This window comes from Umezawaea sp. (assembly GCF_036375055.1).
Classification (GTDB): Bacteria; Actinomycetota; Actinomycetes; order Mycobacteriales; family Pseudonocardiaceae; genus Umezawaea.
Genome location: NZ_DASUSQ010000072.1, coordinates 89,977 through 115,946, shown reverse-complemented (window position 1 = coordinate 115,946; position 25,970 = coordinate 89,977). Strand labels below are relative to the sequence as shown.

The following is a 25,970-nucleotide window of genomic DNA, read 5'->3' as shown; positions in this document are numbered from 1 at the left end:
GCAGCGAAAACGCACGTCAGCCTTCCACAGTGGACGATCAAATCCAGCCGCTTGATCGCGTTCACGGAGTGCGGACCACCGGGCGAACCCGGTAGACCACTAGGTCCACCGCAGCGTTTTCGCAGGTGAAACCCTGTTAATGAAGGTTCAACAGTCAAGGACTGACCGTTCCGTGGTCACACCGTTACCGAATGGTGATCATCTGATCGGCGGGCGGCGGCCCGGCCGCGCGATCCGCCGAACGACCGCACCGCCGGTCGGGCGTCCCGGTTGGACCAGCGGGAGCAGCGCACGCGCCGACCCGCTGGTCACGCCACCAGCTCGGCCCGCGCCGTCGCCCGGATGTCGCTCGCGCGCAGCGACGTCCCCGGCAGGCACAGCCCGGCCACGTCGGGCGCGTGTCCGCTGAGGATCCACCTGACCAGTCCGGCGAGCTGGTAGGCGATCATCGGCGGCACCGCGTCGCCGATGTGCCGGTAGGCGTTGCCCAGGATGGACACGTCGAACCGGAACCGCTTCGGGAACCCCTGGAGCAGCGCCATCTCGCGCACGGTGCACAGCCGGTGCTGCTGCGGGTGCGCGTACCGGCCGTTGCCGACGTGGGCGCACTCGCGCTTGATCGTGCGGGCGGGCTCGTCCCACCACATGCGACCGTAGACGTCCGGGTGGGACCCCCAGCGGCCCGTTTCGATGATCTTCAACTGGGCCGGGTTGAGCAGCGCCGCGGTCGTCTCGGAACCCACGAGGTCAGCCCACGAGCCGCCGTCCACGGGGATCGCCAGCATCCGGTGCAGCGTCCGGTCCTGGCGGAACGACGGCGACACGTGCGTCGGGTCCTTGGGGTGGGCGTACCCGGCGGGCACGGCGGGCAGCCGCGAGATCGCCCGGCGCACGGTGATCGCCGAGGGCCGCACCTCGTAGCCCTCCCACACGTCCTCCAGCGTCCGCAGCGGCAGCCCGGCGTCCACGGCCACCACCAGCGCCCGCTCGCGCAGCTGCGGCAGCCCGAACCGGGACAGCAGGTGCGACCCGGCGGCGACCCGGTAGCCGAGCTTCTCCAGCTCGTCGACCAGCCCTTCGAGGTGGTGCCGCTGCCTGCCCTTGACCAGCTCGCGGGCGTTCTCCATCAGGACCACGCGCGGGCGCAGCTCGGCCGCGAACGCCGCCACCCTGCCGACGAGGGAGTTGCGGGGGTCGTCGCGCAGGTGGTTCGCGGCTGTGGTGCGGCTGAACCCCGAGCACGGCGGGCACGCCACCAGCACGTCCAGCTCACCGCGCCGCAGGCCCCACGCCTCGCGCACGTCGACGGGGTCGACCGCGGCCAGGTCGAACCCCAGCGGGTCGATCCCGATGTTCGCCCGGTAGGTGCCGTTGCAGCGCAACGAACCCAGCTTCGAGGACGGCTTGCCGATCTGGGCGTCGGCCGCGCCGACGACCGCGAAGTCGGGGTGGGCGTGGAAGCCGAGGCTCATCCCACCGGCTCCGGAGAACAGGTCCGCCACCCGGTAGGTGGCGCCGCGGAGGGCTACGGGCGACGGCACGTGCGTGATCGTACGGCTGGGTGTCACCCGTTGTCGCAGACGACCCGTCCGCCCGGCGACGCCGCTGTCCACACGGCATCCCGTAGGTTCCCGGCTATGGAGCTGCCGCCCGCCTGGCAACGGCCGGATCCGTTGCGTGGTCTGGAAGCCGTGCCCTGGAACGACTTGTCGGACGGGCGCGGGTCGGCGCGCGGGGTCGACGAGCTGCTGCGCGGGGTGGTCGACGAGGACCGGTCCGTCCGCGGGGCGTCGCTGGCCGGGCTCGTCACCCGGCTGCTGCCCGAGGACACCGTGTCCGAGGCGAGCGCCTCCGCCGTGCCGTTCCTGGCCGAGCTGGGCGCGAACTACAAGGTCGCGCCGGACGTCCGCGACCGGCTGATCTTCCTGCTGGCCGCGCTCGGCCTGGCGGGGTGCGGGTTCACCGAGGACGGCAAGCGCACCTGGCGGCGGTGGAACGCCCTCGGCCGCGAACTCCCCCGGCTGTCACCCGACTGGATCACGCAGACCCGTTACGCCGTCGCGAAAGCGGCGCCGAAGGTGTTCGAGTCGCTGGCCAACGCCGAGGTGGCGTGCGTGGTCGCGCTGGCGACCGCCGTGCCGGAGGCCGTGCCGAAGCAGACCGCGCACGTGGTGTGGGGCATGGCGCACGGCACCAGCCACCACTCGTCCGCCGTGCTCGTCGACGCGGCGGCGGTCGCCCACCACCTCGTGCAGGGCGAGGAGTCCGACCACTGGGCGCTGCTGGGCACCGCCCAGGAGTACCCGGACCTGTTGCGCGCCTACGAGGACGACGGGTACCCGCCGCACCAGCCGGGCGCGGTCACCATGGCGCTCATGGGCTACCGGCTGGCCTTCCTCGCCGCGTACGGCGAGAAGGGCCAGCCGGACCCGGAGTCCTACTAGGCGGTGACGGCCTCGCCGAGCTCGACCGAGGTGAGGACCTCGTCCTCGATCGGGATCGCGGGCTCCAGCGGGCCGAGGCACGTGCCCCACTCCTGGTCGGCCAGCGCGAACGCGGCGACCGTGAGGGCGGCGACCGGGCGGCCGTTCGGGAGCTGCTCGGCGTGGAAGTCCAGCTCCAGGCGGGCTCCCAGCGGCGACGGGCGCAGCCTCAGGGTGGCCTGGGGGGCCTCCTCCGGGTGCGCGAACCGGCACGACCAGTCGGTGAAGACGACCGGCCGCTCCACGACCTCGGTCGGGTTGACCGCGCGGACGTTCGCGCCGACGGAGCCCGCGCGGAAGCCGTCGGCCGCGCCGACGAGCAGCTCCTCGAACTCCATGGACGAGATCCCGAGGTCGTGCCCGGCCACCAGGGCGACCTGGACGAGCGACACCGGCAGCTGCGGCAGGGCGTCCTCGAAGCAGACCATCGCGCCGCCGTAGCGGGTGTTGATCTCGGTCGGCAGGAAGCCGTCCTCGGTCGCGATGCCGTCGAGCGTGAACGTGCCGCGGTAGTCGACCGTCTCGCGCAGCCGCTCGCCGACGCGGCGGGCCAGGTTGCGCATCTCGTCGCGGATCCACGCGGGCGGGTCGTAGTAGGACGCGCAGCCCGCGTAGAGGAACCTCGCCGAGCCCGCGCGGCGCGGGACGACCATCTCGATCGGCCGCAGCACCGCCGTGCCGTCCGGGAACACGATCCCGTGCACGCTGACCGGGATCCCTTCCAGGAACGGCATCACGCGCACGAAGTCGCACTTGGGCGCGAGCACCGCGAAGGCGTCGGCCGCCTCCTCGCGGGACCGCACGCGGCGGACGAAGTTCGCGCCGCCGTTGATCGCGGGACCGTCGCCGGACCACACGACGCCCGCGCCGCGGTCCAGCTTCTCGGTCGCGACCCACAGGGCCTCGAAGTCGAGGTCCAGCACCACGGCCGGGGCGCGCGGCGCGGACAGCTCGTCCCACAGCGCGTCGATCGTGGTCTTGTTCTCCAGCTCGACCCACTCGGGGCGGCGGGCGTTGAGGACGGGACGGCCCGCGAACTCGGCCGTGGAGATGTACGGGGTGCTGATGACCAGCGCCTCGCCCTCCGGGTCGAAGTCGTCGAGGATCGCGCGCACCTCGGCGTTCGGGCGTTCGAGGAGCTGGGTCAGCCTGCGCTGCTCCACCGCGACGAACCCGCCCGCGATGCCGAGCGGCACCCAGCGGGAGACCTCGGAGTCGTGCAGCGGCGCGTGGTCGTCCGTCGACAGGACGAGCGTGTGGCGAGCTCCGAGCTGGTTCAGCTCGGAGACGCGACTACTGAGCCGCGTCCCCCCGGCGAGCACGACCTTGCGGTCGCCGAACAACGTGCGAAGGCGCTCGTGGAGCGCGAGGAAGACAGGAGTCATCGCCGAGATCTCGCTTTGATGAGCAGCGGAGGAGAGCACCGGCGAGCGCCGGGTGATCCGCACTGTAGAGGCACGCCCTCACGGCGGCGAAGCACGGTCCGGCAACAACCGGGTGAAGGTCGTGGGACGCGGTCCCGACGACGGCCCTCCTCGCGGCGGAGATCAGCGAGCGGCGTCGCGGAGCACCTGGTCAACCCGGTTGAGGAACGCGCGGGCGCCCTTGGGTTTCGGGAACGCGATGTGCAACGTGGACAGTTCGTCCTCGGACGCGGGCGCGGCGGCGACGATCGCCGCGGCGTCCTCCAGGAACCGCTGGCGCTTGGCCATCAGGTCGGCGTGCTCGGCCAGTGCACCGTCGATGCTGGTGTGCACGGCAGGATGGGGGTAACTCACTTGAGTTACATCGGTCCACCCGATCGATACCTTTAGCCCCAATTTTGGCCGGTGGCCAAAAACCCGTTCGGGGAAGGCTGCTGGAATGGGCGCCATGCGAGTCCTGGTCACCGGCGCGTCCGGGTTCATCGGCGGCGCGGTCGTCGCCCGCCTGGTCGCCGCGGGCCACGCCGTGCGGGCGCTGGCGCACGAGGCCGACGTCCCGGCCGGGGTCGAGTCCGCCCGCGCTGACCTGCGGGACCGCGACTCCCTGGTGCGAGCGGCTGACGGCGTGGACGCCGTCGTGCACCTCGCGGCGGTGGCGCGGGTGCGGGAGTCGTTCGAGAGGCCGCTGCACCACTACGAGGTCAACGTGGGCGGCACGGTGAACCTCCTGTCCGCGCTGCCGGAGGGGTCCCGTGTGGTGTTCGTCTCCACCGGGACGGTCTACGGAGCCCCTCTCTCGCAGCCGATCCCCGAGGACTGCCCGCGCGCGCCCGCCAACCCCTACGCCGCCTCCAAGGCCGCCGCGGAGGACGCCGTGGCGTGGACCGCCCGGTCCGGCCGGATCGGCGCGACCACCCTGCGCCTGTTCAACGCCGCGGGCGGCGACGACCGCGACGGCACCCGCGTGATCACCCGCGCGGTCGACGCCGCGGCGGGCGGCACCCCGCTGACGGTGTTCGGCGACGGCTCGGCGGTGCGCGACTTCGTGCACGTGGAGGACGTCGCGACCGCCGCCGCGCTGGCGCTGGAGCGGACCGCGGTCGGGTCCCACGACGTGTTCAACGTGGGCGCGACCGCGGCGAGCGTGCGGGACGTCGTCGCCTCCGTCGAGCGGGTCACCGGCCGTCCGGTGCCGCTGGTGCGCGCTCCGGCGAACGACGGGGAGGTCGCCGAGCTGCGGGCGGACACGCGCAGGCTGCGGAGGGTGCTCGGCTGGGAGCCGGAGCGGTCCGCGCTCGACGACCTCGTCCGCGACCAGTGGGTCAGGCGCGCCTAGGCACCGGGATCCGCTCCAGGTCCCTGGCCACGACGATCTCCCCGTCGAACACCTCGGCCGCCTCCGCGTGGAACCGCGACGCGTCCGGGTAGCGCTGGGAGAAGTGCGTGAGCACGAGCTTGCGCACGCCGGACTCGGCGGCGACCGTCGCGGCCTGCCGCGCGGTGAGGTGGCCGTGGTCGACCGCGTGCCGCTCGTCCTCGTGCAGGTACGTCGACTCGATCACCAGCATGTCGGCCCCCTCCGCGAGCGCGTACACGCCGTCGCACAGCCGGGTGTCCATGACGAACGCGAACCGCTGGCCGGGGCGGGGCTCGCTCACCTGCTCCAGCGCGACGCCGCCGAGCACGCCCTTCTCCTGGAGTTCTCGGACCATGGGTCCGGAGATCCCGTGCTCCTTCAGCCGGTCCGGCAGGATCCGCCGCCCGTCCGGCTCGACCAGCCGGTAGCCGAAGGTGTCGAGCGAGTGGTCGAGCCTGCGGGCTTCGACCGTGCCGAACGGGCCCTCCGCGATCACCCCCTCGGCCGACACCGGCTCCTGGCGGACGTCCGTGACGTCGTAGAACGAGCTGGCGTGCCGCAGCCGGTCGAAGAACTGCTGCCCCGACGCCGGGTAGTGCGCGAACACCGGGCGGGTCACCTTGTCCAGCGACAGCCGCTGCACGATGCCGGGCAGTCCGAGGCAGTGGTCGCCGTGGAAGTGCGTGACGCAGATCCGGGTGATGTCGCTCGCCGCGGCCCCGGCCATCAGCATCTGCCGCTGGGCGCCGTCGCCGGGGTCGAACAGCAGGCCCTCGGCGTCCCAGCGCAGCAGGTAGCCGTTGTGGTTGCGCGCACGGGTCGGGACCTGGCTGGCGGTGCCCAGCACGATCAACTCACGGATCGACACGGCACGACGTTAACGTTGGGGCCATGGAGAGCCTGCGCGCGGTGTCCGAGTGGCCGGTAGACAACGCGGCGACGGCGGTCGTCACCTCCGACGGCCGCGTCGCGGGCAGCCGCGGCGAGGTCGAGCGGCCGTTCCCGCTCGCGTCCGTGACGAAGCCGCTCGTGGCGTACGCCGTCCTCGTGGCCGTGGAGGAGGGGGCGGTCGAGTGGGACCAGCCCGCGGGCCCCGAGGGCTCGACGCTGCGGCACCTCATCGCCCACGCGTCCGGGCTCGCGTTCGACAGCCGCACGGCGCAGGCGTCGCCGGGCACCCGCCGGATCTACTCCAACACCGGGTTCGAGGTGCTGGCGGAGACCGTGGAGGAGGCCACCGGCTTCGCGTTCCGCGACTACCTGGCCGAGGCCGTGTTCCAGCCGCTCGGCATGGGGGCGACCTCGTTGGACGGCAGCCCCGCCGCGGGGGCGGTGTCGACGGTGGCCGACCTGTCCCTGTTCGCCGCCGAGCTCCAGGCGCCGAAGCTCGTGTCGGCCGCGCTCGTCGGGGAGGCGACCGCGGTCGTGTTCCCAGGGCTCGCGGGCGTGCTGCCCGGCTACGGCAACCAGCGCGAGAACGACTGGGGCCTCGGGTTCGAGGTCCGCGACGGCAAGTCGCCGCACTGGACGGGCTCGGCCAGCTCGCCCGCGACGTTCGGCCACTTCGGGCAGAGCGGCACGTTCCTGTGGGTCGACCCGGTGGCGGGCGCGGCGTGCGTGGCGCTGGCCGATCGCGCGTTCGGGAAATGGGCTATCGAGACGTGGCCCGCGTTCACCGACTCGGTGTTGGCGGAACTGTCTTGATTGGTTTCTCGTGACGAAGAATGAATAAGTCCGGTGCTAATCTCCGCCCGTTCCGCTCGATGCGAATGGGGAGATCGATGAAAAAGCTCGGCACAGTGCTGTTCGCCTGCGCTCTCGCGCTCGCGTCCACGCAGGCGGCCAACGCCGGAACAGCGAGAACCTTGCAGGTGGCGGCCTTGGGGGACTCCTACGCCGCAGGTACCGGGGCCGGCGACTACGAACCGGGAACGGAAGGCGTCTGCTACCGCAGCGCGAATTCCGCGGCGGCCGTCGTGGTGGCCGACCTTCGCTCACGGGGAAAGCAGGTGGACTTCACCAACGTGATGTGCAGCGGTGCCGCGATTGCTGATCTGAGCACCACCTTCAAGGAGCAGCCGCCCCAGTTGGACGCGCTGTCCAAGTCCACCGATCTGGTGTTCCTCACCGTGGGCGGCAACGACGTCGGCTTCGCCGAGTACGCAGGCCTGTGCATCCAGTCCGACTGCACCGGCGCGGGCGCCCAGCTCGTCCTCGGCCAGCTGCCCGCGATGTCGGCCAAGCTCACCGCGCTGCTCGTCGACGTCAAGCAGCGCAGCCCGCGCGCCCGCGTCGTCCTCGGCGGCTACGGCCGCGCCTTCGCCCCCGGCCCCAACGCGCCCGACGTGCCGCTGGACCCGATCTGCGGCGACGGCATCCTCACCCTGCCGGAACGCGCCGAGGGGGCGACCGTCTCCCAGGGCGTCGACCGGGCCGTCCGCGACGGCGTCCGCGCCGCCCGCGCCCGCGGCGTGAACGCGGTCTACGCCAGCGCCTACACCGACGACGGCACCCTGCGCGCCGAGTTCGAGGGCCACTCCGCCTGCCAGGGCGGCACGCCGTACTACCGCGGCCTGGACGCGCTGGCCCCCGGCCAGGAGGGCCCCGTCGCGGTCCTGCACCCGAGCAGGGCCGGCCAGGCGGCCTTCGCCGAACTGCTGGCCCGCAAGCTCTAGGCGCTCGGTGAACGGCCCGCCTCCCTAGGCGGGCCGTTCACCGCCCCCCTGCGACTCCAGCCGGAGCGCCAACTGCTGGAGCACGGTCGCCACGTCCGCGTCCTCGCACTTCTCCTCGTACGCGTGCGCGACCGCCTGGAACCCCAGCGTCAGCCCGGCGGTGAACGCCGCCACCCGTGCCATCACCTGCTCCAGGGCCAGCCGGACGAACTCCGCCACGTCCTCGGTGGCGCTGTCCGGCACCGCCACCGAGTAGCTGAACACGTCCTCCTGGAGCAGCTTCAGCGCAAGGCGCAGATCATCCGCCTCCCCGTCCCCGCCGTGCATCAGCGTGAGCACCCCGATGGCCCGCTGCATGATCTCCTCGTTGCGCATGACCGAACGATCCCACCAGCCAGGCCGAACGGGGCGGAATAACACCCCGGTGCCGCGGCTAGATCGGCACGACGAGCAGCGCCTTGCCCTGCGAGGCCGCGTACCCGAGCGTGTAGCCCGTTCCGCTGCCCTGGTCGCCGGACCTCGGGAACCCGATCACCAGGTCGCTCTTGTCGACCATCCACCGGTTGCGCGCCAGGTAGGCGTCGATCCCGACCTCGTCGATGTCCAGCTCGACCAGCTCGGCCAACCGCCCGGCCCCGTGCCACCGCACGATCGCCTCCGAGGCCGCGTCGGGCTGGTCCCGCACGGTCCGCGGCACCACCACCGTCACCGCGGCCTCGGTCTGCCCGGCCAACCACTCCAGCGCCGCCGTGTCCACCCCGACGGCGCCCCCGACGTAGAAGTGGGCCTCCGGCACCGCGAACGGCAGCACGTAGGCCGCGAACACCTCGACCAGGTCCTCGACCGACAGGTGCGCCACGGCCCGAGCGCCGGTGATCGTCACGGAACGAGCCACTCCACACCCCCGCCGATGTCACCGATCGCCACAACGTTCTCACGTTCGCGCCTCGGTGTTCGACGGTGTGGTCCACCACTCGGGGACTCCTACACCCTCTCCCGGTCCGGCCTGCCCTTCAACCGGCGCCGGAGTTCGTTCAACGCCCGGTGCTGGGCCACCCGCACCGCACCGGGTGTCGTCCCGATCGCGTCCGCCGTCTCCTCGGCCGAGAGCCCGACCGTGACCCGCAGCAGCAGGATCTCCCGCTGCTGCGCCGGCAGCAGTTCCACCAGTTCCGCCGCGGGCACCCCCGAACCGGCACCGGGCACCGCGGCGACTCTCCGCACCGCGGTCCCGTACACGAACGACAGGAACGACCGCCCCTGCCCGCGGACCTCCGGCCACGTCTCGACCACGTCCGCGCACACCTCCCGCGCCACCGCGTCGGCCACCGAGAACGACGACCCCCGCCGCCCCACCCGTGCCCGGCAGTACCGGACCACGAACGGCCTGAGTGCCCCTAAGTCGACCCGCCCCGCCGCTAACCACTGTCTGGAGTCCATGTCGGTCCCCATCCCCGCCTCCTCGCGCCGTCCCGACGTGAACGAGACTCGGTTACGGGGCGGGTGTGACGCAGATTTCGCCGCGCCGTTGGGAGCAACTTCCCAGGCCGTGGACCGATCGGTTCGCGGTTGGTCGCCGACAACGATCAGGGCCCCCGCGGAAAATTCTCCACAGGGGCCCTGATCAGCGTGTGCGCCCGAAGGGATTCGAACCCCTAACCTTCTGATCCGTAGTCAGATGCTCTATCCGTTGAGCTACGGGCGCGTATATTCAGTTGTCACCTGGCCGAAACCGGGTGTTGCGGAGGCTCCGGGATTTGAACCCGGGATGGGCGATAAACCCAAACCGCATTAGCAGTGCGGCGCCATAGACCAGACTAGGCGAAGCCTCCCGGAGCCCTCGGCTACGACGCATAGATTACACACACCTTCGCCTGGGGAGCAAAACGCCCCCTCCAACACCTCCGCCCGACTGTCGGATTCAGCGAAAGCGCAGCTCAGGGCGTTGGCCACCGACAGTCCCGCCACCCGCGACGGCGGGTGAACGGCACATGTCGAGACCGTTAGTGATCTTCGTCTCCCCCACTACTTCCGGACGAGGTCGAGGAATGGCTGGAGGGAGTCCGGATTGCGCAGGGCGTCGCGGCTGACCGCTCGCTCCGGCGGGGTTCCGGCGAGGATCTTCTTGACCGGGACCTCGCACTTCTTGCCGTTCAGGGTGCGGGGGACCTCGCTGACGACGATGAACCTGTCCGGGACGTGGCGCGGTGACAGGTTGGTGCGCAGGCCGGTGCGGAGGGCCTTCTCCAGCTCCGGCGAGAGGGTGTCGTCGTCCAGCACCAGGAAGCACAGGAGTTCGCCGTCGGGCTCGGCCGCGCCGGAGGTGTCGATGACCAGCGAGTCGGCCACGCCGGGCAGCGACTCGACGACGCGGTAGAACTCGCTGGTGCCCATGCGGACGCCACCGCGGTTGAGGGTGGAGTCGCTGCGGCCGTAGATGACGGCCGAACCCCTCGGCGTGATGCGGATCCAGTCGCCGTGCCGCCAGGTGCCGGGGTAGTCGTCGAAGTACGCCTCGCGCAGGCGGCTGCCGTCCTCGTCGCCCCAGAAGTAGAGGGGCATGGACGGCATGGGCCTGGTGATGACCAGTTCACCCACCTCGTCCACAACCTCGCGGCCCTGGTCGTCGTAGGCGGTGACAGCGGCGCCGAGGGCGCGGCAGGACAGTTCGCCCAGCCACACCGGCAGGTCGGGGGCTGCGCAGACGAACGCGGTGCACAGGTCGGTGCCGCCGGACACGCTGGCGATCTGGACGTGGTCGCCCAGCGCGGAGGCGATCCAGCGGAAGCCCTCCGGGGTGAGCGGGGCGCCGGTGGAGCCGACCACGCGCAGCGCCGTGAGGTCGTAGCGCTCGGCGGGCCGCAGGTCCTCCTTGAGGCACGACTGGATGTACGGGGCCGACGTGCCGAAGTAGGTCACGCGGTGCTGCTCGGCGAGGTGCCACAGGACGTTGAGGTCGGGGTGCGCCGGGCTGCCGTCGAAGAGGACGACGGTGGTGCCGACGAGGAGGCCCGCGATGACGTAGTTCCACATCATCCAGCCGGTGGTGGTGAACCAGAAGAAGCGGTCGCCCGGCCCGAGGTCGCCGTGCAGGCCGAGCATCTTGAGGTGCTCCACGACGATGCCGCCGTGGCCCTGCACGATGCCCTTGGGCAGCCCCGTGGTGCCCGAGGAGTACAGGACCCACAGCGGGTGGTCGAACGGGACCGGGTCGAACTCCAGGGGCGCTCCGTCGTGCTTGGCGAGCAGCGCGGCCCAGTCGACGGTGCCGGGCAGCGTGCCGCCGACGTAGTCGACGAGCACCGTGGCCTTCAGCGAGCCGATCTCCGCGCGCAACTCGTCCACGGTCGGGCGGACGTCGAACGTGCGGCCGTTGTAGTGGTAGCCGTCGACGGCGATCAGCACGGTCGGCTCGATCTGGGTGAAGCGGTCGGAGACGGCGCGGGCGCCGAAGTCCGGGGAGCACGACGACCAGGTGGCGCCGATGCTCGCGGCGGCGAGGAACGCGATCAGCGCCTCCGGCGAGTTGGGCACGAGCGCCACGACGCGGTCGCCCCTGGTGACGCCCAGTGCCAGCAGTCCGGCGCGGGCGGCGGCGACGCGGCGGCGGAGGGTGGCGAAGTCGAGCTGCGCGGTGAGGCCGTCCTCGCGGTGGAAGATCACCGCGAGGTCGTCGTCGGCGCGGCCGGGGCCGGGGCGCAGGGCGTGCTCGGCGTAGTTCAGGGTCGCGCCGGGGAACCACCGCGCGCCGGGCATCGACTCCGACCCCAGGACGCGGGTCGGCGGGGTGTGGAAGGCGACGTCGAAGAAGTCGGCGACCGCGCCCCAGAACGCCTCCAGGTCGGTCGTCGACCACGCCCACAGCTCGGCGTGGTCCGCGAGGTCGAGTCCGCGCTCAGCCCGCAGCCAGTCGCGGAACGCGGCCACGCGGGTGTCCGCGACCTGGTCGGGATCGGGCTGCCACAGGAGTTCGGCCTCGGCGTTCGTGTCGCTCATACCCCGTTCCTAGCCGATCGGACGGCTCAGAACCACAGCGGACGCCCACACACCTCGTCACACGCGACCGTCGGCCGCCACCAGGTCCTCCAGCGCGGACGTGAGCCTGCCCGGATCGGCCGGGGCGAGGATGAACCAGCCGCCGTCCTGCCGCACGAGGTACCGGCCCTCGTGGCTGTCCATCCACGAGAGGGTCCGGCCGGTGGGGTGGACCCGCCCCGAGCGGTCGCGGGCGACCAGGGCGACCTGACCGCCGCCGCTGCGGGTCGTCACGGCGCGCACGAGCGTGTTCGCCTCCGGCTCGCGCACCCCGGCGTACCGCAGGACCTCCAGGAAGCCCTCCACACCGTCGCGCTCGCCTGCCCGGCCCGCCGCCAGGTAGTCGTCCCAGCGGACGTTCACCGAACGGCCCGCGCCCGCGGGCGCCGGGGGCAGGGTGGACACGGTGATCGACGCCAGCGCGGTCGGCCGGAACGAGGCGAGCTGGACCTGGTCGCCGACCCGTGCGACGAACGCGCCGTGCCAGCCCGCCGTGGCCAGGCCGCGCGCCGTCTCGCCGCGACGGGAGAAGACCAGTTCCAGGCCGACGTCGAACTCGACCAGCCCGCGCAGCAGCGCGTGCAGGTCGCCGTCGGGCCGCTGGACCGTGCCGAGGCCGCGGGCGGACAGCGTGCGCGAGCACGTCGCCGCCAGCTCGGCCCGCTCGGCTCCGGTGCGGCCGTAGTGCTTGGCGCCCACCGGTACGGGCTGGCGGTCGCCGTGCACCGCCTGCCACAGGGTGAAGAACTCCTGGGCGGCGAGCCGGAAGACCACGGGGTCCCCAGTCACGTGCCGATCACCGGCGGCGCGGCCTTCTTGTCGACGCCGAACAGGTTGTCGTCCTCTTCGAGGTACCGGGCCCGGCGGTGGCCCGTCTCGTCGTCGCGGCCCGCCAGGGGACCCGCGGCCATCGGCGCGCCCATCATGCCGCCCGGCACGGCCGCGCCGCCCGCGACCTTGGGGGCCTGGGAGGTCGAGGTCTGCGCCGACGAGGCGCGGGAGTCGGTGCCGCCGATGACGCCGCTGGAGCCGCCGGGGGTGATCGGGCTGGACGAGCCGCCCGCACCACCGCCGCCGGAGGACTGGCCCGCACCGGAGTAGCCGCCCGCCGAGTAGCCGCCGCGGGCCGCGGGGGCGTACCCGCCGCCTCCACCGGCACCGCCACCGCCGGAGCGGTGACCGCTGCCGCTGGACGTCGCCGTGCGGCCAGCCACCGGAGCACCGGTCGTCGGGTTGGCGACCACGACGGGCGAGCCGTCGACGCGGGTCGTCGGAGAGGGGGCGCCGCCGGTGCCCGGCAGGACCTCGGGCGCCGCCACCGGGTTCACCGGCGCGCTGAACGCGGGCACGGTCTGGTCGACCGCGAACGAACCCTGCTGGAACGCGGCCATCACGTCGGCGGCCGCGCGGTGGCCCGCGTCGACGGCCGCGGTCTCGGCCACGACCGGCGCGCCGACCTGGTCGATGCCGGTGAACGGCGACCGCGTCGTCAGCTGACCGGGGTCGGCCGGGTCCACGGGCGTCAGCGCGTCGACGGCGATCCGGCTGACCGGGGCCACCGGGGTCGTGGTCGGTGTGACCAGCTGGTCGACCGGCGCCACGGGCGTGGGGGCGGGCGCGGGCTTCGGCATCTGCTCCCGCGCCGTCACCACGTGCTCGATCTCCAGGTTGATGCACTCGGCGACGTTGGTGGCGTGGTCGCTGGTGTTCTCCGCCCACTTCACCACGGTGAGCAGGCCGTCGCGGGCCTTCTCGGCGGACTCGCCCTCCCACCCGCTCGACGAGGCGAAGACCGCGCTGATGAGCTGGTCCTTCACCTCGGCGAGGGTGGTGCCGAGGGTGGTCCAGCCGTCCTTGACCGACGCGGCGCTGGTGAGGTCGACGCCCGTGTGCACCATGTCGTAGAGCTCCTGGTGCGAGTAGGTCATCCAGTCGACCTTCTCACCCAGCTCCGACGGCTCCCCCTGCCGCGGCTCCGGGTACGGGTTCGGCGGTTTGTCCTGCTTGTCGCCCGGCATCAGCCCTTACCGCCCATCGTGTGCGCGATGTCCTCGTCGTGGTCATCGGTGTTCTTCGCCGCCTGCCGGACGGTCGTCTCCACGTCCTCCAGCACGTCCATGAACTCGCGGATCACGAACACCGCCGACTGCTGGTCGCCCACCGCGACCTGGCGCAACCGGCGGCTGATCGAGCGGCCGACCCAGTTGTCGCCGAACTGCAACGGGATGTCGAGCTGGTCGCGGACCGAGTCGTAGAGGTCCTGGACCCGGTCGCGCGCCTCCGCGATGGCCTTGATGAGGTCGTCGGCCGATCCCTTGTCCAGCGCGATCTTGCCGGTGTCCACGGCCTGGTCGACGGCCGCGACCGCGCTGTGCGCGGACACCAGGTCCGCCTGCGCGACGGTGGTGAAGTTCGGTTGCGGCGGCGGCGCCGCCGCCACCGGCGGCACGGCGTTGTCCTCGGTCATCGGCTATCCCCCTCGCCCAGCAGGTGCCCGCGCCTCTGCCGCGGACACCTCCCTTAGATGTACCCGTGCCGCCCTCCGGTTCCAATCCGCCGGAAAGAGGTTTACCGCAGGTGCGAGTCGAACCAGTTCAGCGCGCGGTGCCACGCCTCCGCGCTGGCGGCGGGCGAGGTGTCGAAGCGGTGGCTGGAGTCCGCGAACCGCACGACGTCCGTCGCGACCTCGGCGGAGGCCGCCGCGTCGCGCAGCTTCTCCACGTCGGCGAGCGCGATCTCGCCGTCCTCGTCGCCGTAGAGGCCGAGCCACGGGCACGTCAGCTCCTCGGCCACCTCCACCAGCGACGGGAGGCCGTCCGACAGCGGGGTGAGGATGCCGCCGCCGCCGATCGTCACGGCCGCGCCGATGGTTCGGCTTCCCGCCACGACCATCGCGACCGCGCCGCCGAGGTCGAAGCCCAGCACGCCCATCCGGTCGGCCGGGACGCCCTGCTCGCCGAGCCACACGAAGGCGACGTCGGTGTCCGCGAGCACCGCTTCCCCGGACAGCTTGCTGACCTGGTCCGACACGTCGCCGTCGGCCACCTCGTCCGCGTCGTGGTAGAGGTGGGGGGCGACCACGAGCCAGCCCTCGTCGGCGAGGGTGCCGACGAGGCCGCGCACGGTGTCCGTCACGCCGCGGGCCTCGTGCAGGACGACCAAGCCGCCGCGAACGGCGTTCTCCGGCTCGGCGACGGTCAGCCTCAGGTCACGGCCGTCGGTGAGCGGGATCGTCTCGGTCCGGGTCTGAGTCATGGACCTACCCTTCCACGCTGAGGTGAACGGGCGTCAACGTGACCAACCAGACGGACCAGTGTCCCCCGCCCCGCGTTCGAGGGGATAACGTCCAGCTCAGGCCCGCACCGGTGCTGGCCGGAAGGAGTTCTTCCCGATGACCGTGCGAACCCGCGCCGATCTGGACGCGCTGCCGTCCTACGTCCCCGGCAAGACCGTGCCGGGTGCGATCAAGCTCGCCAGCAACGAGGTGTCGGCCGGTCCGCTGCCCAGCGTCGTGCGCGCGGTCGCCGAGGCGGCGACCGCGATGAACCGCTACCCGGACACCGGGTGCACCGACCTCGTCGAACGGCTCGCCGACAAGCTCGGCGTGCCCGCGGGCCAGGTCACGACCGGCAGCGGTTCCGTGACCCTGTGCCAGCAGCTCATCCAGGCCACCTGCGCCGACGGCGACGAGGTGCTGTTCCCGTGGCGCTCGTTCGAGGCCTACCCGCTGCTCACGCACGTCGTGGGCGCCGCGCAGGTGCGCGTGCCGCTGACCGGTGGGCACGAGCTGGACCTGGACGCGATGGCCGCGGCGATCACTCCGAGGACCCGTCTGGTGTTCGTGTGCAACCCGAACAACCCGACCGGCACCGCCGTGCGCGCCGAGCAGCTCGAGGCCTTCGTCGAGGAGGTCCCCGCCGACGTGCTGGTCGTGCTCGACGAGGCCTACAAGGAGTTCGTCGACGACCCGCACGTGCCGGACGGCGTCGAGTTCGCCAAGGCGCAGTGGTCTCGGGGGCGGGCGAACGTGGCCGTGCTGCGCACGTTCTCCAAGGCCTACGGCCTCGCCGGGCTGCGGATCGGCTACGCCGTGGCGTCCGAGCCGGTCGTGGAGGCGCTGCGCAAGGTGTACGTGCCGTTCGCCGTGAACGCGCTCGCGCAGGTCGCCGCCATCGCGTCGCTCGACGCCGAGGCCGAGCTGATGGAGCGGTGCCGCGCGATCGTCGCCGAACGGGGCCGGGTGCGGGGCGCGCTGCTCGACGCCGGGTTCGAGGTGCCGGAGACGCAGGCGAACTTCGTGTGGCTGCCGCTGGGCGAGCGGACGCTGGAGTTCAACGACCACTGCCTGGCGCACAAGGTCGTCGTGCGCGCGTTCGCCGGTGACGGCGCGCGGGTCACGATCGGCGAGCCGGACGAGAACGACGCGTTCCTGGCCGCCGCGAAGGCCTGGTCAGCCCAGTAGCAGTTTCGCGATCGCGACGAGTCCCACGACGACGATGACGGCGCGGAGGGCGGTCGGCGGCAGCTTGCGGCCGACCTTCGCGCCGATCTGGCCGCCGACGACCGAGCCGAGCGCGAGCAGCAGCACGGCCGTCCACGCGATGTCGGCGATGAAGATGAACAGCACGCCCGCGACCAGGTTCACGAACGCGGTCAGCACGTTCTTCAGCGCGTTGAGCCGCTGGAGGTGCTCGGTGATCAGCACACCCATCATGCCCATCACCAGAACCCCTTGCGCCGCACCGAAGTAGCCGCCGTAGATGCCACCGGCGAACACCCCGAACCACAGCAGCAGCCCGCCGTCCGCGGGCCGTTGCGCCGTCCGTTCGGCCAGCTTGCGGTTCAGCCACGGCTGCGCGACGACGAGCACCAGCGCGATGACGATCAGCACGGGCACGATCGCCGAGAACGCCTTCTCCGGCAGCGTCACGAGCAGGATCGCGCCGACGATCCCGCCCAGGATCGACGCGGGCAGCAGGCGCTTGACCCGCGCGGCCTGGCCCTTGAGCTCCTCGCGGTAGCCGAACGCGCCGCTCAGCGACCCCGGCACCAGGCCGAGGCTGTTCGAGACGTTCGCGACCACCGGCGGGTAGCCGACCGCGAGCAGCACCGGGAACGTGATGAGGGTGCCCGAGCCGACCACGGTGTTGATCCCGCCCGCGAACACCCCCGCGATCACCACGGCGAGCATTTCGAGCGGCTCCAGCGACGTCACGCCGTCTCCCCAGGTCGTCCGGTCAAACCAGCACTATGCACCGCCGGGTCTTCGAGACGTCCTATGTGTGGCACGGGCGACAGTCCACCACTCCGACCGGTGCGGCGCACCACCGGTCCGGGACCGGGTGGTGGTCGGCCGCGTCGGGGCGGGGTCCGTGGCGCGAGCGGGCACACCGCAAACATGGCAGGGGTGGCGCCGCCGCGCGACACCACCCCACCCGTCAGTCGGCCTTCCCCCTGCGGCGGCCGAGGAGCACCGCTCCGAGACCGAGCACCAGCACGAGGCCGCCGAGCAGCGTGGTGCCGATGACGCCTGCGCCCGTGCGGGCGAGGTTCTCGTCCGGCGTCCCACCGCCGCTCTCGGCGGACGTGGTGGTCGTCGGCGGGGTCGTGGTCGTCGGCGAGGTGGTGACCACGCCGGAGACCGCGGCCCTGTCCTCGGCGGTGACGAACGCCGTGCCCACCCGCGGCCCGAAGGCGCACCGGACCACCACCTCGCCGCGGTCGCGCGCGGCCTGCGGGACGGGGGTGGTGACGTCGACGGTCCTCGTCTCGTCCGGCGCCAGGTCGAGGCCGGGGCCGTCGAGTTCGAGCGCGCCCCACGCGTCGGTGTCGTTGCGCAGGTCGCCGCCGTCGACGCACCGGGCGACGACGGTCATCGGGGCGTCGGAGGTGTTGACCAGGGTGATCTTGAGCGTGGCGTCGGCGTCCGGCGCGAAGGTGTCCGCGGTGAACTCGACGGTCGCGGCCAGTTCGGGGTCGGCGTCCGGGTCCGCGACGAGGGGACCGGGGACGACGGAGATGTCGACGACGGCCTCCCGGTCGCCCCTGATCCGGACGAGGTGGTCGATGCCGCCCGTCACGGCGTCCTTCCAGGGGCCGATGACGACCACGGTCACCTCGCCCACCGGCAGGTCCTCGACGGCCCACCGGCCGTCGGCGCCCGTGGTGGCGCGGCCGAGCAGTTCCCGCGTCCCCGGCCGCAGCACGACGAGCGCGACGCCCGCCAGCGGCTGGTCGCCGTGCCGGACCTCGCCCCCGACGTCGCCGACCGCACCGACGACGTCGGCCCGGTCGGACGCTTCGGCGTAGCCGTCGGTGAACTCGCCGTTGTCGCCGAACGCGCACCGGACGGCGACCTCGCCGCCGGTGAACGCGCCGTCCGGCACGACGTCGGTGACCCGGACGACCTCGGTCTCACCCGCGCCGACCCGGACGCCCCCGCCACCGGGCGCGAGCGGGGCCCAACCGGGGCCGGTGCCGGGGAGCAGGTGGTCCTCGTCGGACCGGCAGACGGCGACGACACCGGTCAACGCCTCCGCGCCCCTGTTGGTGAGCGTGACGTCGACACCGACCCGGTCGGACCTGCCGTAGCCGGCCCGGTCGAAGTCGAGCTTCGCGGTCAGCGCCTCGGACACCGGGCGGACGGCGCCCAGTTCGAGCAGCGTCTCCTCGCCCGACTCGACGGTGAACACGCTGCTGCCCGGCTTCACCACGAACCCGTCGGCGCCGCCGAAGCGCAGCCGGTGGGTGCCGGTCGGCACGTTGCGGAAGGAGAACCGGCCCCGCGCGTCGGTCACGGCGTCCAGCGACACGGCGGGCGAACCGCCGGTGCTGTGGAACTCGACGCCCGCCCTGCCCTCGCCCTCGTCGGCCTTCCCGTTGCGGTTGGCGTCGACGTAGACGGTCCCGTTGACCGCGCCCCGCGCCAGGCCGATGCCGGTCTTCGCGGTGAACTCGTTGTCGGCGGGGGTCGGGTCGACGACGCCCTCGACGTCCACCCTGGCGAAGAGGGTGCCCGTGACCTCGTTGGTGTTGCGCTGCCTGCCGACCACGACGGCGGAGTGCTTCCCACCGGGTTCGAGCCGCTTGAGGTCCCGGACCTTCGCGTACTCCTCGGGCGGCACCTCGTAGTTCGCCTTGAACTCGAACGTGAGGCCCTCCGCGGTGGCGGTGCCGGTGTTCTCGACCGTCACCGTCGCGGCGAGGTCGGCGCCGGGCGGGTACTCGGCCTGGCCGTAGGCGATCGTCACCCTGAGGTCGGCCCGCCCCTCGGCGGGCTCGGCGGACGCGACGCCCGCGGACGTACCGGCCAGCAGCAGCACCAGGGCTGCCGACACCATCGATCTGACGGACACGATTGCTTCCCCCCACGGGAACCGACGAGTGCTGGTGCGTTCGGACCAGTCGACCCCGGACGTGGTCCGACGTCGGCGAACGCCGATCACGTTAGCGGCTCGACCGGCCCGTGGCACCGCTCACGACGGGATTTCCACCTGCCACCCGAACACCCCGAACGGCACCCCGTCCAGGTACCCCCGAACGCCCGCGAGCGCGTACGGGATCACGGTGTCCGGCAACCGGTCCCGCCGGAACCACGCCACCTCGTAGCACTTGTCCGGTTCGCGGTTGGCCGGCTCACCACCCCACCGCCGCACCTCGAAGAACAGACCGAGGCGCGGCTCCACCCCTTCACCCCGCGCGTGCACCACGTGCGCGAGCCGCAGGTCGGCCTCCGCGATCCGCACCCCGACCTCCTCGCCCGCCTCCCGCACGGCGGCCGCCGCCACCGACTCCCCCGCCTCCAACTTCCCGGCGGGCAGGTGCCACATCCCGTCCCCGTAGCTGCCGCGCCGCTTGGACAGCAGCACCTCGTCACCGCGGACGAGGAGCAGGTGGACGTCGATCACGGCAACCCTGTCGGACATCGCCGCAGTGTCCCCGAAACCCACGGTGAACGTGACCACGAGCCCGTTCCGCACGACGCCTGCCGCGATCGCGTTCACCAACTCACGGGAGGCGCGCTCGTGCATTCGGGCGAAGCGCGGAGGACCGGGTCCCACGTCCTGGGACGCCGTCACACCTTCACGACCGTCGCCGGTGACCGCAGAGCACGGCCATGTCGTCGGGGTCGGAGGTGAGAAGATCACCCGTTCGTCAGCGGCACGCGCCACGGCCAACCAGGTTGTCGGTTCACGATCACGAAGAACCGCCTCGGCCAGCCCTTCGCTGTCCAGAACGGGAGTCATGCGGACGTTCCCGCGTCGGCGGCTCGCCTGAACGGCTTCCCGTGGTCCACAACGGGAAGCGAATTGGGACGACGAATGGGACGACGACGCACGAGGGGCGGCTCACCACGCGGTGAGCCGCCCCTGTCCGTGCTGGTCGGACTTGCGGAAGCGGAGGGATTTGAACCCCCGGATGGTTTCCCATCTTCCGCTTTCAAGGCGGATGCATTCGGCCGCTCTGCCACGCTTCCCTGCGCGAGCCAGGTTACCCGTCGAGCGACCGCAGGTGCGCCTTGACCCGGTCGAACACCTTGGCCAACACCTCCTGCTCCTCGGACGTCAGCAGGTCGATCATGTGGTCGCGCACGCCGCTGACGTGGGTCGGTGCGGCGGTCTGGAGGGCGCGCAGGCCGCGGTCGGTGAGTTCGGCCAGCACGCCCCTGCCGTCCTGGTCGCACTCGCGGCGTTGCAGGAGGCCTTCGCGCTCCATGCGGGCGACCTGGTGGGAGACGCGGCTCTTCGAGGAGGCCACGTCCTCGGCGAGCTGGGACATGCGCATCGAGCCGCCCGGCTGTTCGGAGAGCCGAACCATCAGCTCGTAGTCGGCCAGCGACAGTCCGTGGCCGGTCTGCAACTCGCGGTGCAGGCGGTCCTCCAGCATCGCCGCCGCGGTCACGTAGTTGCGCCACGCGCGCATCTCGTCCTGATCGAGCCAACGCGGCTCCTGCCCGGCATCCGTCACGCCGACCAGGTTAATCCCGCGAGGACGTGACATCTCCATTCATCGACGATCCACCTGGATGACTGGTTTCCGGCCGCGCGGCGAGGCAAACTCCACCGCCGTAGCGCGCCTGCCTACTCAGGCGCCAAGCAGGAGGAAACATGAGTTCGTTCAGACGGACCGCCGCGCTCGTGGCGACCGCCGGGGTTGGACTGGCGATCACGTTCGCCGGCAGCCCGGCTCAGGCTGATGTCGACGCCCAACGCGCGCAGCGCACGGTGGACGTCCGCCTGATCGGCATCAACGACCTGCACGGCAACATCGAGCCGCCGACCGGCTCGTCCGGCCGCGTGACGCTGGCCGACGGCACCACGGTGAACGCCGGTGGCGCCGCGTACAACGCGACCCACATCAGGAACCTCCAGGCGCAGGTCAAGAACTCGGTGATCGTGGGCCAGGGCGACCTGATCGGCGCGTCGCCGATCGTGTCCGCGCTGTTCCACGACGAGCCGACGATCGACATCCTGAACAAGGTCGGGATGAACACGACCGCGGCGGGCAACCACGAGTTCGACGAGGGCTACCGGGAACTGCTGCGCATCCAGCACGGCGGCTGCCACCCGGTGGACGGCTGCCAGTTCAACGACCGGTACACCGGCGCGAAGTTCCCGATCCTGGGCGCGAACGTGACCAAGGTGAACAGCGGTCTGCCCGCGCTGCCGCCGTTCTGGGTGGAGGTCCGCGACGGCGTGCCGATCGGCTTCATCGGCATGCCGCTGAAGGACGTGCCGATCCTGGTCGACCCGAACGGCGTCAAGGAGCTCCAGTTCGGCGACGAGGTCAAGGCGGCGAACAGGTACGCGGACCTGCTGAACCTGATCGGCATCAAGTCGATCGTGCTGCTGGTGCACCAGGGCGACCAGGTGGCGGCGAACGGCGGCCCGAACGGCTGCACGAACACGCCCGGCCCCGGCCAGCTCATCGCGGAGAAGGTCAGCCCGAAGATCGACGCCGTGTTCAGCGGCCACAGCCACCAGCACTACAACTGCACGGTGAAGGACCCGGCGGGCAACCCCCGTCCGTTCATCGAGGGCCTCGCGTTCGGCCGTGAGCTGTCCGTCGTCGACCTGAAGATCGACCGCAAGACCCGCGACGTCGTCCGCTCGGAGACCAGGGCCGAGAACAAGATCGTCACCCAGGACGTCGCGCCGGACCCGGCCGTGCAGGCCGTCATCGACAAGGCGAAGACGAAGTCGGGCCCGATCGCCAACCGGCAGATCGGCACGATCAGCGCCGACATCCCGCGCGCGCAGGCCCCGACCGGCGAGTCGCCGCTGGGCAACCTGATCGCGGACTCGCAGCTCGCCGCCACCACCGGCAACGGCGCGGTCATCGCGCTGATGAACCCCGGCGGCGTGCGCGCCGACCTCGCGTTCCCCAGCTCGCCCGCGGGTGAGGGCAACGGCGTGGTCACCTACGGCGAGGCGTTCACCGTCCAGCCGTTCGGCAACATCCTCCAGACGGTCACGCTGACCGGCGCGCAGCTCAAGACCGTCCTGGAGCAGCAGTGGTCGGCGACGCGGCAGATCGTGCTCCAGCCGTCGGCGAACCTGAGCTACTCGTGGTCGACGTCCGCGCCCATCGGCTCGAAGATCTCCAACCTGGCGATCAGCGGTACGCCGGTCGACCCGGCGGCGAGCTACCGCGTGACGATCAACAGCTTCCTCCAGGGCGGCGGTGACGGCTTCCCCGGCTTCACCGAGGGCACGGCCATCACGGGCGGCGGCATCGACCTGGACGCCTTCGCGGCGTACCTGACCGCGCAGCCGAACCAGGCGCCCCCGGCGCTGGGCCGCATCACCACCACCCCGTAGTCAGGTTTCCCCGTGGGCGGTCCGGTGGGGTTCTCCCCCGCCGGGCCGCCCACGAGCGGAAGAACGGGAAAAGATCGTCCGGCTATTCGCCGATATGATCTCCGAACTCGCCGATCGCTCTGCGCGACCATTGTTCGCTCTCCGCTCACCCGTGTGGTGAGGAAATCTTCACCAGTTTCAGGACGCCACCACCTGTTGCGGTTTTAGCTGATCAAGCGCATAGTCGTGAAAGGGACAGACCACCGAAGAAACCGGAAAGTTATTTACGGTGGCACTCCCGGAAGGGGTCAGGTGGTGCCATGCAGGTAACTCTTCGCAGTGATGCTCGTCGTCCGCTGCATCCCCACGATCGGACCTGATTTCACGATCCGGTCGCGAATGTGAGCAGTGAAAGCCAGGTATCGGGTGCGCAGGCGCCACCGGTGTCATCCGCGCACGTCGACGCTGTTGAGTTCGGCATCGGTTCCCTCTCAGGAGCGGAACTGGCCGAATTCCACGCCAACCTCGCGATGACGGCGATCGTCATTTCCCACCAAGTAACGCCTGGGTGCGGGGCCCTGTCGGGCACCGCACCCAGGCGCGTCCGGGGCTATCGTGTCCCGACTAGGGGTCTTGGCGGGAGGACACGCGGTGCAGTTCAACGAAGATGCCGAACTCGACACGTCCCAGATCGACGACCAGCGGGGTGGTGGCGGAGGCGTCGGCGGGCGGGTCGCCCTCGGCGGTGGCGGCCTGGGCATCGTCGGCCTGGTCATCTACTTCCTGCTGTCGCAGTTCGCGGGCGGCAGCGGCTTCCAACTGCCGTCCGGCTCGGGCTTCGGCGACGTGGGCCAGAACCAGCAGGTCGACTCGGCCGCGATCCGCGAGAAGTGCAAGACCGGGGCGGACGCGAACCGCGAGGACGACTGCCGCGCCGTCGCGTTCATCAACTCCATCCAGGCGTACTGGGCGGACCAGTACGCCCGCTCGGGCAACACCTACAAGCCCGCGCAGACGAACTTCTTCCAGGGCGGCGTGAACACGGGCGGCTGCGGCAGCGCGACCTCCGCGGCGGGCCCGTTCTACTGCCCGGCCGACGCCGAGGTCTACATCGACCTGGCGTTCTTCCAGGAGCTGAAGACCACGTTCGGCGCCACCGGCGGCCCGTTCGTCGAGGCCTACGTGCTGGCCCACGAGTACGGCCACCACATCCAGAACCTGCTGGGCACGTCGGACCGGGTCAAGCAGGGCACCGGCCCCCAGTCGGACTCGGTCCGCCTCGAACTCCAGGCCGACTGCTACGCGGGCGCGTGGGCGAACCACGCCACGACCGTCCCCACGGCCTCCGGCAAGCCCCTCATCACCGGCGTGACCGACGAGGACATCAACGCGGCGCTGGACGCCGCGGGCCGCATCGGCGACGACTACATCCAGAAGGAGCTGGGCGGCGGCAAGGTCGACACGACCCAGTTCAGCCACGGCTCCTCGGCGCAGCGGCAGAAGTGGTACCGCGCCGGGTACGACAGCGGCGACCCGGCCCGCTGCGACACGTTCGGCACGAACAACCTGGGCTGAGCCCGCTCGACGCGAAGGGGCGCCCCCGGAGAACTCCTCCGGGGGCGCCCCTCGTCGTCGGTGGCCCTACGAAGCGGCCGCGTGCGAGTGGTGCTCGGCGGCGGCGGTGCGAGCCGTCGCCGCGCGGGCCTCGGCGCGCTTCGGACGCGGCGGAACGCCGTTCACGTCCTCGGTGCTGACGCCGTAGGACGCCGCCACCCAGGCGATGGCGTCCGCGTTGCGGTCGAGCGCCACGCGGTCGAGGTTGCCCAGGTTGTCGCAGGCCTGGTGGTAGCACTTGTCGTAGGCCACGCCCGCCGTGCCGCCCCACTTGGCGGCCTGGGAGGCCGTCTTGACGCCCTCGGCGCCGGTGAACAGGCCACCAGCGGGGATGCCGACGGCGATGAACTCGCCGTAGTCCGAACGACCGGAGAAGTCGGTCCCCTCGGTCTCGACGCCCTTGCCGACCTTGAGGTAGTCGACGAACGCCTTCTCGATCTGGGCGGAACCGTAGGGGCCCGCGCCCGCGCCGACCGCGTCGGAGTCGTCGCCGTCGTAGACGAAGTACCCCGCGTTCGGTGAGGCGACCATGTCGAAGTTCAGGTACAGCGCGATGTCGAGCTGCTGCTCGAACGTCAGCGCCCGCACGTACTCCGTGGAGCCGATGAGCCCCAGCTCCTCGGCGCCCCACCACGCGAAGCGGACCGCGTTGGAGACCTTCGGCTTCGCGCCGAGCTGGATGGCGGTCTCCAGCAGCGCGGCGGAACCCGAGCCGTTGTCGTTGATGCCCGCGCCGGTCTCGACGCTGTCGAGGTGCGACCCGGCCATCACGACGTTGTCCTTGCGGCCAGTCTTGGTCTGCGCGATGACGTTGCGCGCCACCTTCAGGTCCTCGTGGTACCGCATGTCCAGCGTGACGGACTCGCCCGCGCGGCCGAACAGCGTCGTGCCGTCGGCCTGGGTGACGCCGCCCGTGGGCACGACGCCGGGGGTGCCGAGGGTGACGCCGGACAGCGGGCCCGCGGTGTTGTTGGCGACGATGACGCCGATGGCGCCCGCGGCGGCCGCGTTGCGGTGCTTGATGTCGAACGTGCACGCGCCGCGGCGGACGAGTGCGATCGAGCCGGTGAAGTCCTGGCCCGCGAAGTCGGTCGCCTCACAGCCCGGCGTCGCGTCCTCGGGGACCGCGCGCAGCGGGCCGGTGATGCCACCGACCGGCGTCTGCGGCGAGAACTCCATCGGGATGGCCTCGTAGGTGGACGTGCCGACCTTGGCGCTGGCGGCGTCGGTCACCTGGACCGGGTAGGTGAACTCCGGCGTCGTGACGTCGAACCCGGCGCCGCGCAGCTTGCCCGCGACGTACTCCACGCTCGCCTCGTAGCCGGGCGTGCCGACCGCGCGCGTCCCCCCGTTGCGGTCGGACAGCCGCTGGAACGCGATGAGGTGGCGGTTGACGCTGTCGGCCGACACGGCCTTCACGAGCTTCTTCGCCAGTGCGGGGCCCTCGGGCTCCGCGGTCGGACCCGCGGATGCGGTTGGCGCGGCGAAGAGCGCCAGTGCGGCGGCGGCCGCGATCGCGCTGCAGCCAGCGCGTCGTGTTCTTCCGGACATGATCGAGCTCCCCAATCGTTCGGATGCAGAAC

At 71.7% G+C, this 25,970-nt stretch carries 24 protein-coding genes and 3 tRNA genes; 7 read left to right on the top strand and 20 right to left on the bottom strand.

Annotated features, from left to right (window positions below; all coding sequences use genetic code 11):
- Positions 1-308 precede the first annotated feature (308 nt).
- Positions 309-1,541 (bottom strand): DNA cytosine methyltransferase, encoded by a 1,233-nt coding sequence (locus tag VFZ92_RS20195; RefSeq protein WP_330877529.1) that lies wholly within the window; start codon positions 1,539-1,541, stop codon positions 309-311.
- A 96-nt stretch (positions 1,542-1,637) separates the two neighbouring features.
- Here VFZ92_RS20195 and VFZ92_RS20190 point away from each other — a divergent pair, with 96 nt between their 5' ends.
- Entirely contained in the window at positions 1,638-2,444 is an 807-nt protein-coding gene (locus VFZ92_RS20190) for a hypothetical protein (protein WP_330877528.1), read from the top strand.
- Here the strand turns inward: VFZ92_RS20190 and VFZ92_RS20185 are convergent.
- Together VFZ92_RS20185 and VFZ92_RS20180 are read right to left on the bottom strand one after the other, a co-directional pair.
- On the bottom strand, positions 2,441-3,868 hold the full coding sequence (locus VFZ92_RS20185) for a hypothetical protein (RefSeq protein ID WP_330877527.1): 1,428 nt from the start codon (positions 3,866-3,868) through the stop codon (positions 2,441-2,443). The two genes, VFZ92_RS20190 and VFZ92_RS20185, sit on opposite strands and share 4 nt — an antisense overlap.
- A gap of 162 nt (positions 3,869-4,030) precedes the next feature.
- Entirely contained in the window at positions 4,031-4,240 is a 210-nt protein-coding gene (locus VFZ92_RS20180; RefSeq protein ID WP_330877526.1) for a hypothetical protein, read from the bottom strand.
- Between the two features lie 115 nt (positions 4,241-4,355).
- Here VFZ92_RS20180 and VFZ92_RS20175 point away from each other — a divergent pair, with 115 nt between their 5' ends.
- Complete coding sequence (locus VFZ92_RS20175) at positions 4,356-5,243, top strand: NAD-dependent epimerase/dehydratase family protein (protein WP_330877525.1); 888 nt, start codon at positions 4,356-4,358, stop codon at positions 5,241-5,243.
- Here VFZ92_RS20175 and VFZ92_RS20170 read toward each other — a convergent pair.
- Positions 5,230-6,132, bottom strand: a complete 903-nt coding sequence (locus VFZ92_RS20170) for a ribonuclease Z (protein ID WP_330877524.1) — start codon at positions 6,130-6,132, stop codon at positions 5,230-5,232. The genes VFZ92_RS20175 and VFZ92_RS20170 overlap by 14 nt on opposite strands.
- A gap of 23 nt (positions 6,133-6,155) precedes the next feature.
- On the opposite strand from VFZ92_RS20170, the gene VFZ92_RS20165 reads away from it, so the two are divergent.
- Both VFZ92_RS20165 and VFZ92_RS20160 read left to right on the top strand, forming a co-directional pair.
- The gene (locus tag VFZ92_RS20165; RefSeq protein WP_330877523.1) at positions 6,156-6,968 is read left to right on the top strand and encodes a serine hydrolase domain-containing protein; all 813 of its coding nucleotides are present in this window, start codon (positions 6,156-6,158) and stop codon (positions 6,966-6,968) included.
- Positions 6,969-7,045: 77 nt separating this feature from the next.
- On the top strand, positions 7,046-7,939 hold the full coding sequence (locus tag VFZ92_RS20160; protein WP_330877522.1) for an SGNH/GDSL hydrolase family protein: 894 nt from the start codon (positions 7,046-7,048) through the stop codon (positions 7,937-7,939).
- Between the two features lie 24 nt (positions 7,940-7,963).
- Here the strand turns inward: VFZ92_RS20160 and VFZ92_RS20155 are convergent, their stop codons facing one another.
- From VFZ92_RS20155 to VFZ92_RS20110, 10 genes are all read right to left on the bottom strand, one after another.
- Positions 7,964-8,314 (bottom strand): hypothetical protein, encoded by a 351-nt coding sequence (locus tag VFZ92_RS20155; protein WP_330877521.1) that lies wholly within the window; start codon positions 8,312-8,314, stop codon positions 7,964-7,966.
- A gap of 58 nt (positions 8,315-8,372) precedes the next feature.
- The gene (locus VFZ92_RS20150) at positions 8,373-8,822 is read right to left on the bottom strand and encodes a hypothetical protein (RefSeq protein ID WP_330877520.1); all 450 of its coding nucleotides are present in this window, start codon (positions 8,820-8,822) and stop codon (positions 8,373-8,375) included.
- 101 nt (positions 8,823-8,923) lie between these two features.
- A complete protein-coding gene (locus VFZ92_RS20145; RefSeq protein WP_330877519.1) occupies positions 8,924-9,391 on the bottom strand; it encodes a sigma factor-like helix-turn-helix DNA-binding protein in 468 nt (155 codons plus the stop codon).
- Between the two features lie 180 nt (positions 9,392-9,571).
- Positions 9,572-9,644 (bottom strand) — tRNA-Arg (locus VFZ92_RS20140).
- A gap of 37 nt (positions 9,645-9,681) precedes the next feature.
- A tRNA-Ser gene (locus VFZ92_RS20135) sits at positions 9,682-9,771 on the bottom strand.
- 193 nt (positions 9,772-9,964) lie between these two features.
- On the bottom strand, positions 9,965-11,935 hold the full coding sequence (locus tag VFZ92_RS20130) for an acetoacetate--CoA ligase (protein WP_330877518.1): 1,971 nt from the start codon (positions 11,933-11,935) through the stop codon (positions 9,965-9,967).
- A gap of 57 nt (positions 11,936-11,992) precedes the next feature.
- Positions 11,993-12,763: an ESX secretion-associated protein EspG gene (locus VFZ92_RS20125; RefSeq protein WP_330877517.1), complete on the bottom strand. Its 771-nt coding sequence runs from the start codon at positions 12,761-12,763 to the stop codon at positions 11,993-11,995.
- A complete protein-coding gene (locus tag VFZ92_RS20120) occupies positions 12,760-13,992 on the bottom strand; it encodes a PPE domain-containing protein (protein ID WP_330877516.1) in 1,233 nt (410 codons plus the stop codon). The genes VFZ92_RS20125 and VFZ92_RS20120 overlap by 4 nt, the downstream gene beginning before the upstream one ends.
- Entirely contained in the window at positions 13,992-14,441 is a 450-nt protein-coding gene (locus VFZ92_RS20115; RefSeq protein WP_330877515.1) for a hypothetical protein, read from the bottom strand. The genes VFZ92_RS20120 and VFZ92_RS20115 overlap by 1 nt, the downstream gene beginning before the upstream one ends.
- A gap of 101 nt (positions 14,442-14,542) precedes the next feature.
- Positions 14,543-15,229: a dienelactone hydrolase family protein gene (locus VFZ92_RS20110; protein WP_330877514.1), complete on the bottom strand. Its 687-nt coding sequence runs from the start codon at positions 15,227-15,229 to the stop codon at positions 14,543-14,545.
- Between the two features lie 136 nt (positions 15,230-15,365).
- Between VFZ92_RS20110 and hisC the strand changes: the two genes are divergently transcribed.
- Complete coding sequence (hisC, locus tag VFZ92_RS20105; protein WP_330877513.1) at positions 15,366-16,436, top strand: histidinol-phosphate transaminase; 1,071 nt, start codon at positions 15,366-15,368, stop codon at positions 16,434-16,436.
- Here hisC and VFZ92_RS20100 read toward each other — a convergent pair.
- The 5 genes from VFZ92_RS20100 to VFZ92_RS20080 form a co-directional block, all read right to left on the bottom strand.
- Positions 16,425-17,165, bottom strand: coding sequence for a sulfite exporter TauE/SafE family protein (locus VFZ92_RS20100; RefSeq protein WP_414719959.1), 741 nt, complete (start codon positions 17,163-17,165; stop codon positions 16,425-16,427). The genes hisC and VFZ92_RS20100 overlap by 12 nt on opposite strands.
- Positions 17,166-17,412: 247 nt before the next feature.
- Positions 17,413-19,329: a CARDB domain-containing protein gene (locus VFZ92_RS20095; protein WP_330877512.1), complete on the bottom strand. Its 1,917-nt coding sequence runs from the start codon at positions 19,327-19,329 to the stop codon at positions 17,413-17,415.
- Between the two features lie 120 nt (positions 19,330-19,449).
- Positions 19,450-19,899: an NUDIX hydrolase gene (locus VFZ92_RS20090; RefSeq protein ID WP_330877511.1), complete on the bottom strand. Its 450-nt coding sequence runs from the start codon at positions 19,897-19,899 to the stop codon at positions 19,450-19,452.
- Positions 19,900-20,365: 466 nt separating this feature from the next.
- Positions 20,366-20,450, bottom strand: a tRNA-Ser gene (locus VFZ92_RS20085).
- 14 nt (positions 20,451-20,464) lie between these two features.
- A complete protein-coding gene (locus tag VFZ92_RS20080) occupies positions 20,465-20,941 on the bottom strand; it encodes a MarR family winged helix-turn-helix transcriptional regulator (RefSeq protein WP_330877510.1) in 477 nt (158 codons plus the stop codon).
- 140 nt (positions 20,942-21,081) lie between these two features.
- Between VFZ92_RS20080 and VFZ92_RS20075 the strand changes: the two genes are divergently transcribed.
- Together VFZ92_RS20075 and ypfJ are read left to right on the top strand one after the other, a co-directional pair.
- Positions 21,082-22,794 (top strand): bifunctional metallophosphatase/5'-nucleotidase, encoded by a 1,713-nt coding sequence (locus VFZ92_RS20075; protein WP_330877509.1) that lies wholly within the window; start codon positions 21,082-21,084, stop codon positions 22,792-22,794.
- Positions 22,795-23,424: 630 nt separating this feature from the next.
- Entirely contained in the window at positions 23,425-24,348 is a 924-nt protein-coding gene (gene ypfJ, locus VFZ92_RS20070; protein ID WP_330877508.1) for a KPN_02809 family neutral zinc metallopeptidase, read from the top strand.
- A gap of 66 nt (positions 24,349-24,414) precedes the next feature.
- Here the strand turns inward: ypfJ and VFZ92_RS20065 are convergent, their stop codons facing one another.
- A complete protein-coding gene (locus tag VFZ92_RS20065) occupies positions 24,415-25,938 on the bottom strand; it encodes a M28 family metallopeptidase (RefSeq protein ID WP_330877507.1) in 1,524 nt (507 codons plus the stop codon).
- Positions 25,939-25,970: the final 32 nt, after the last annotated feature.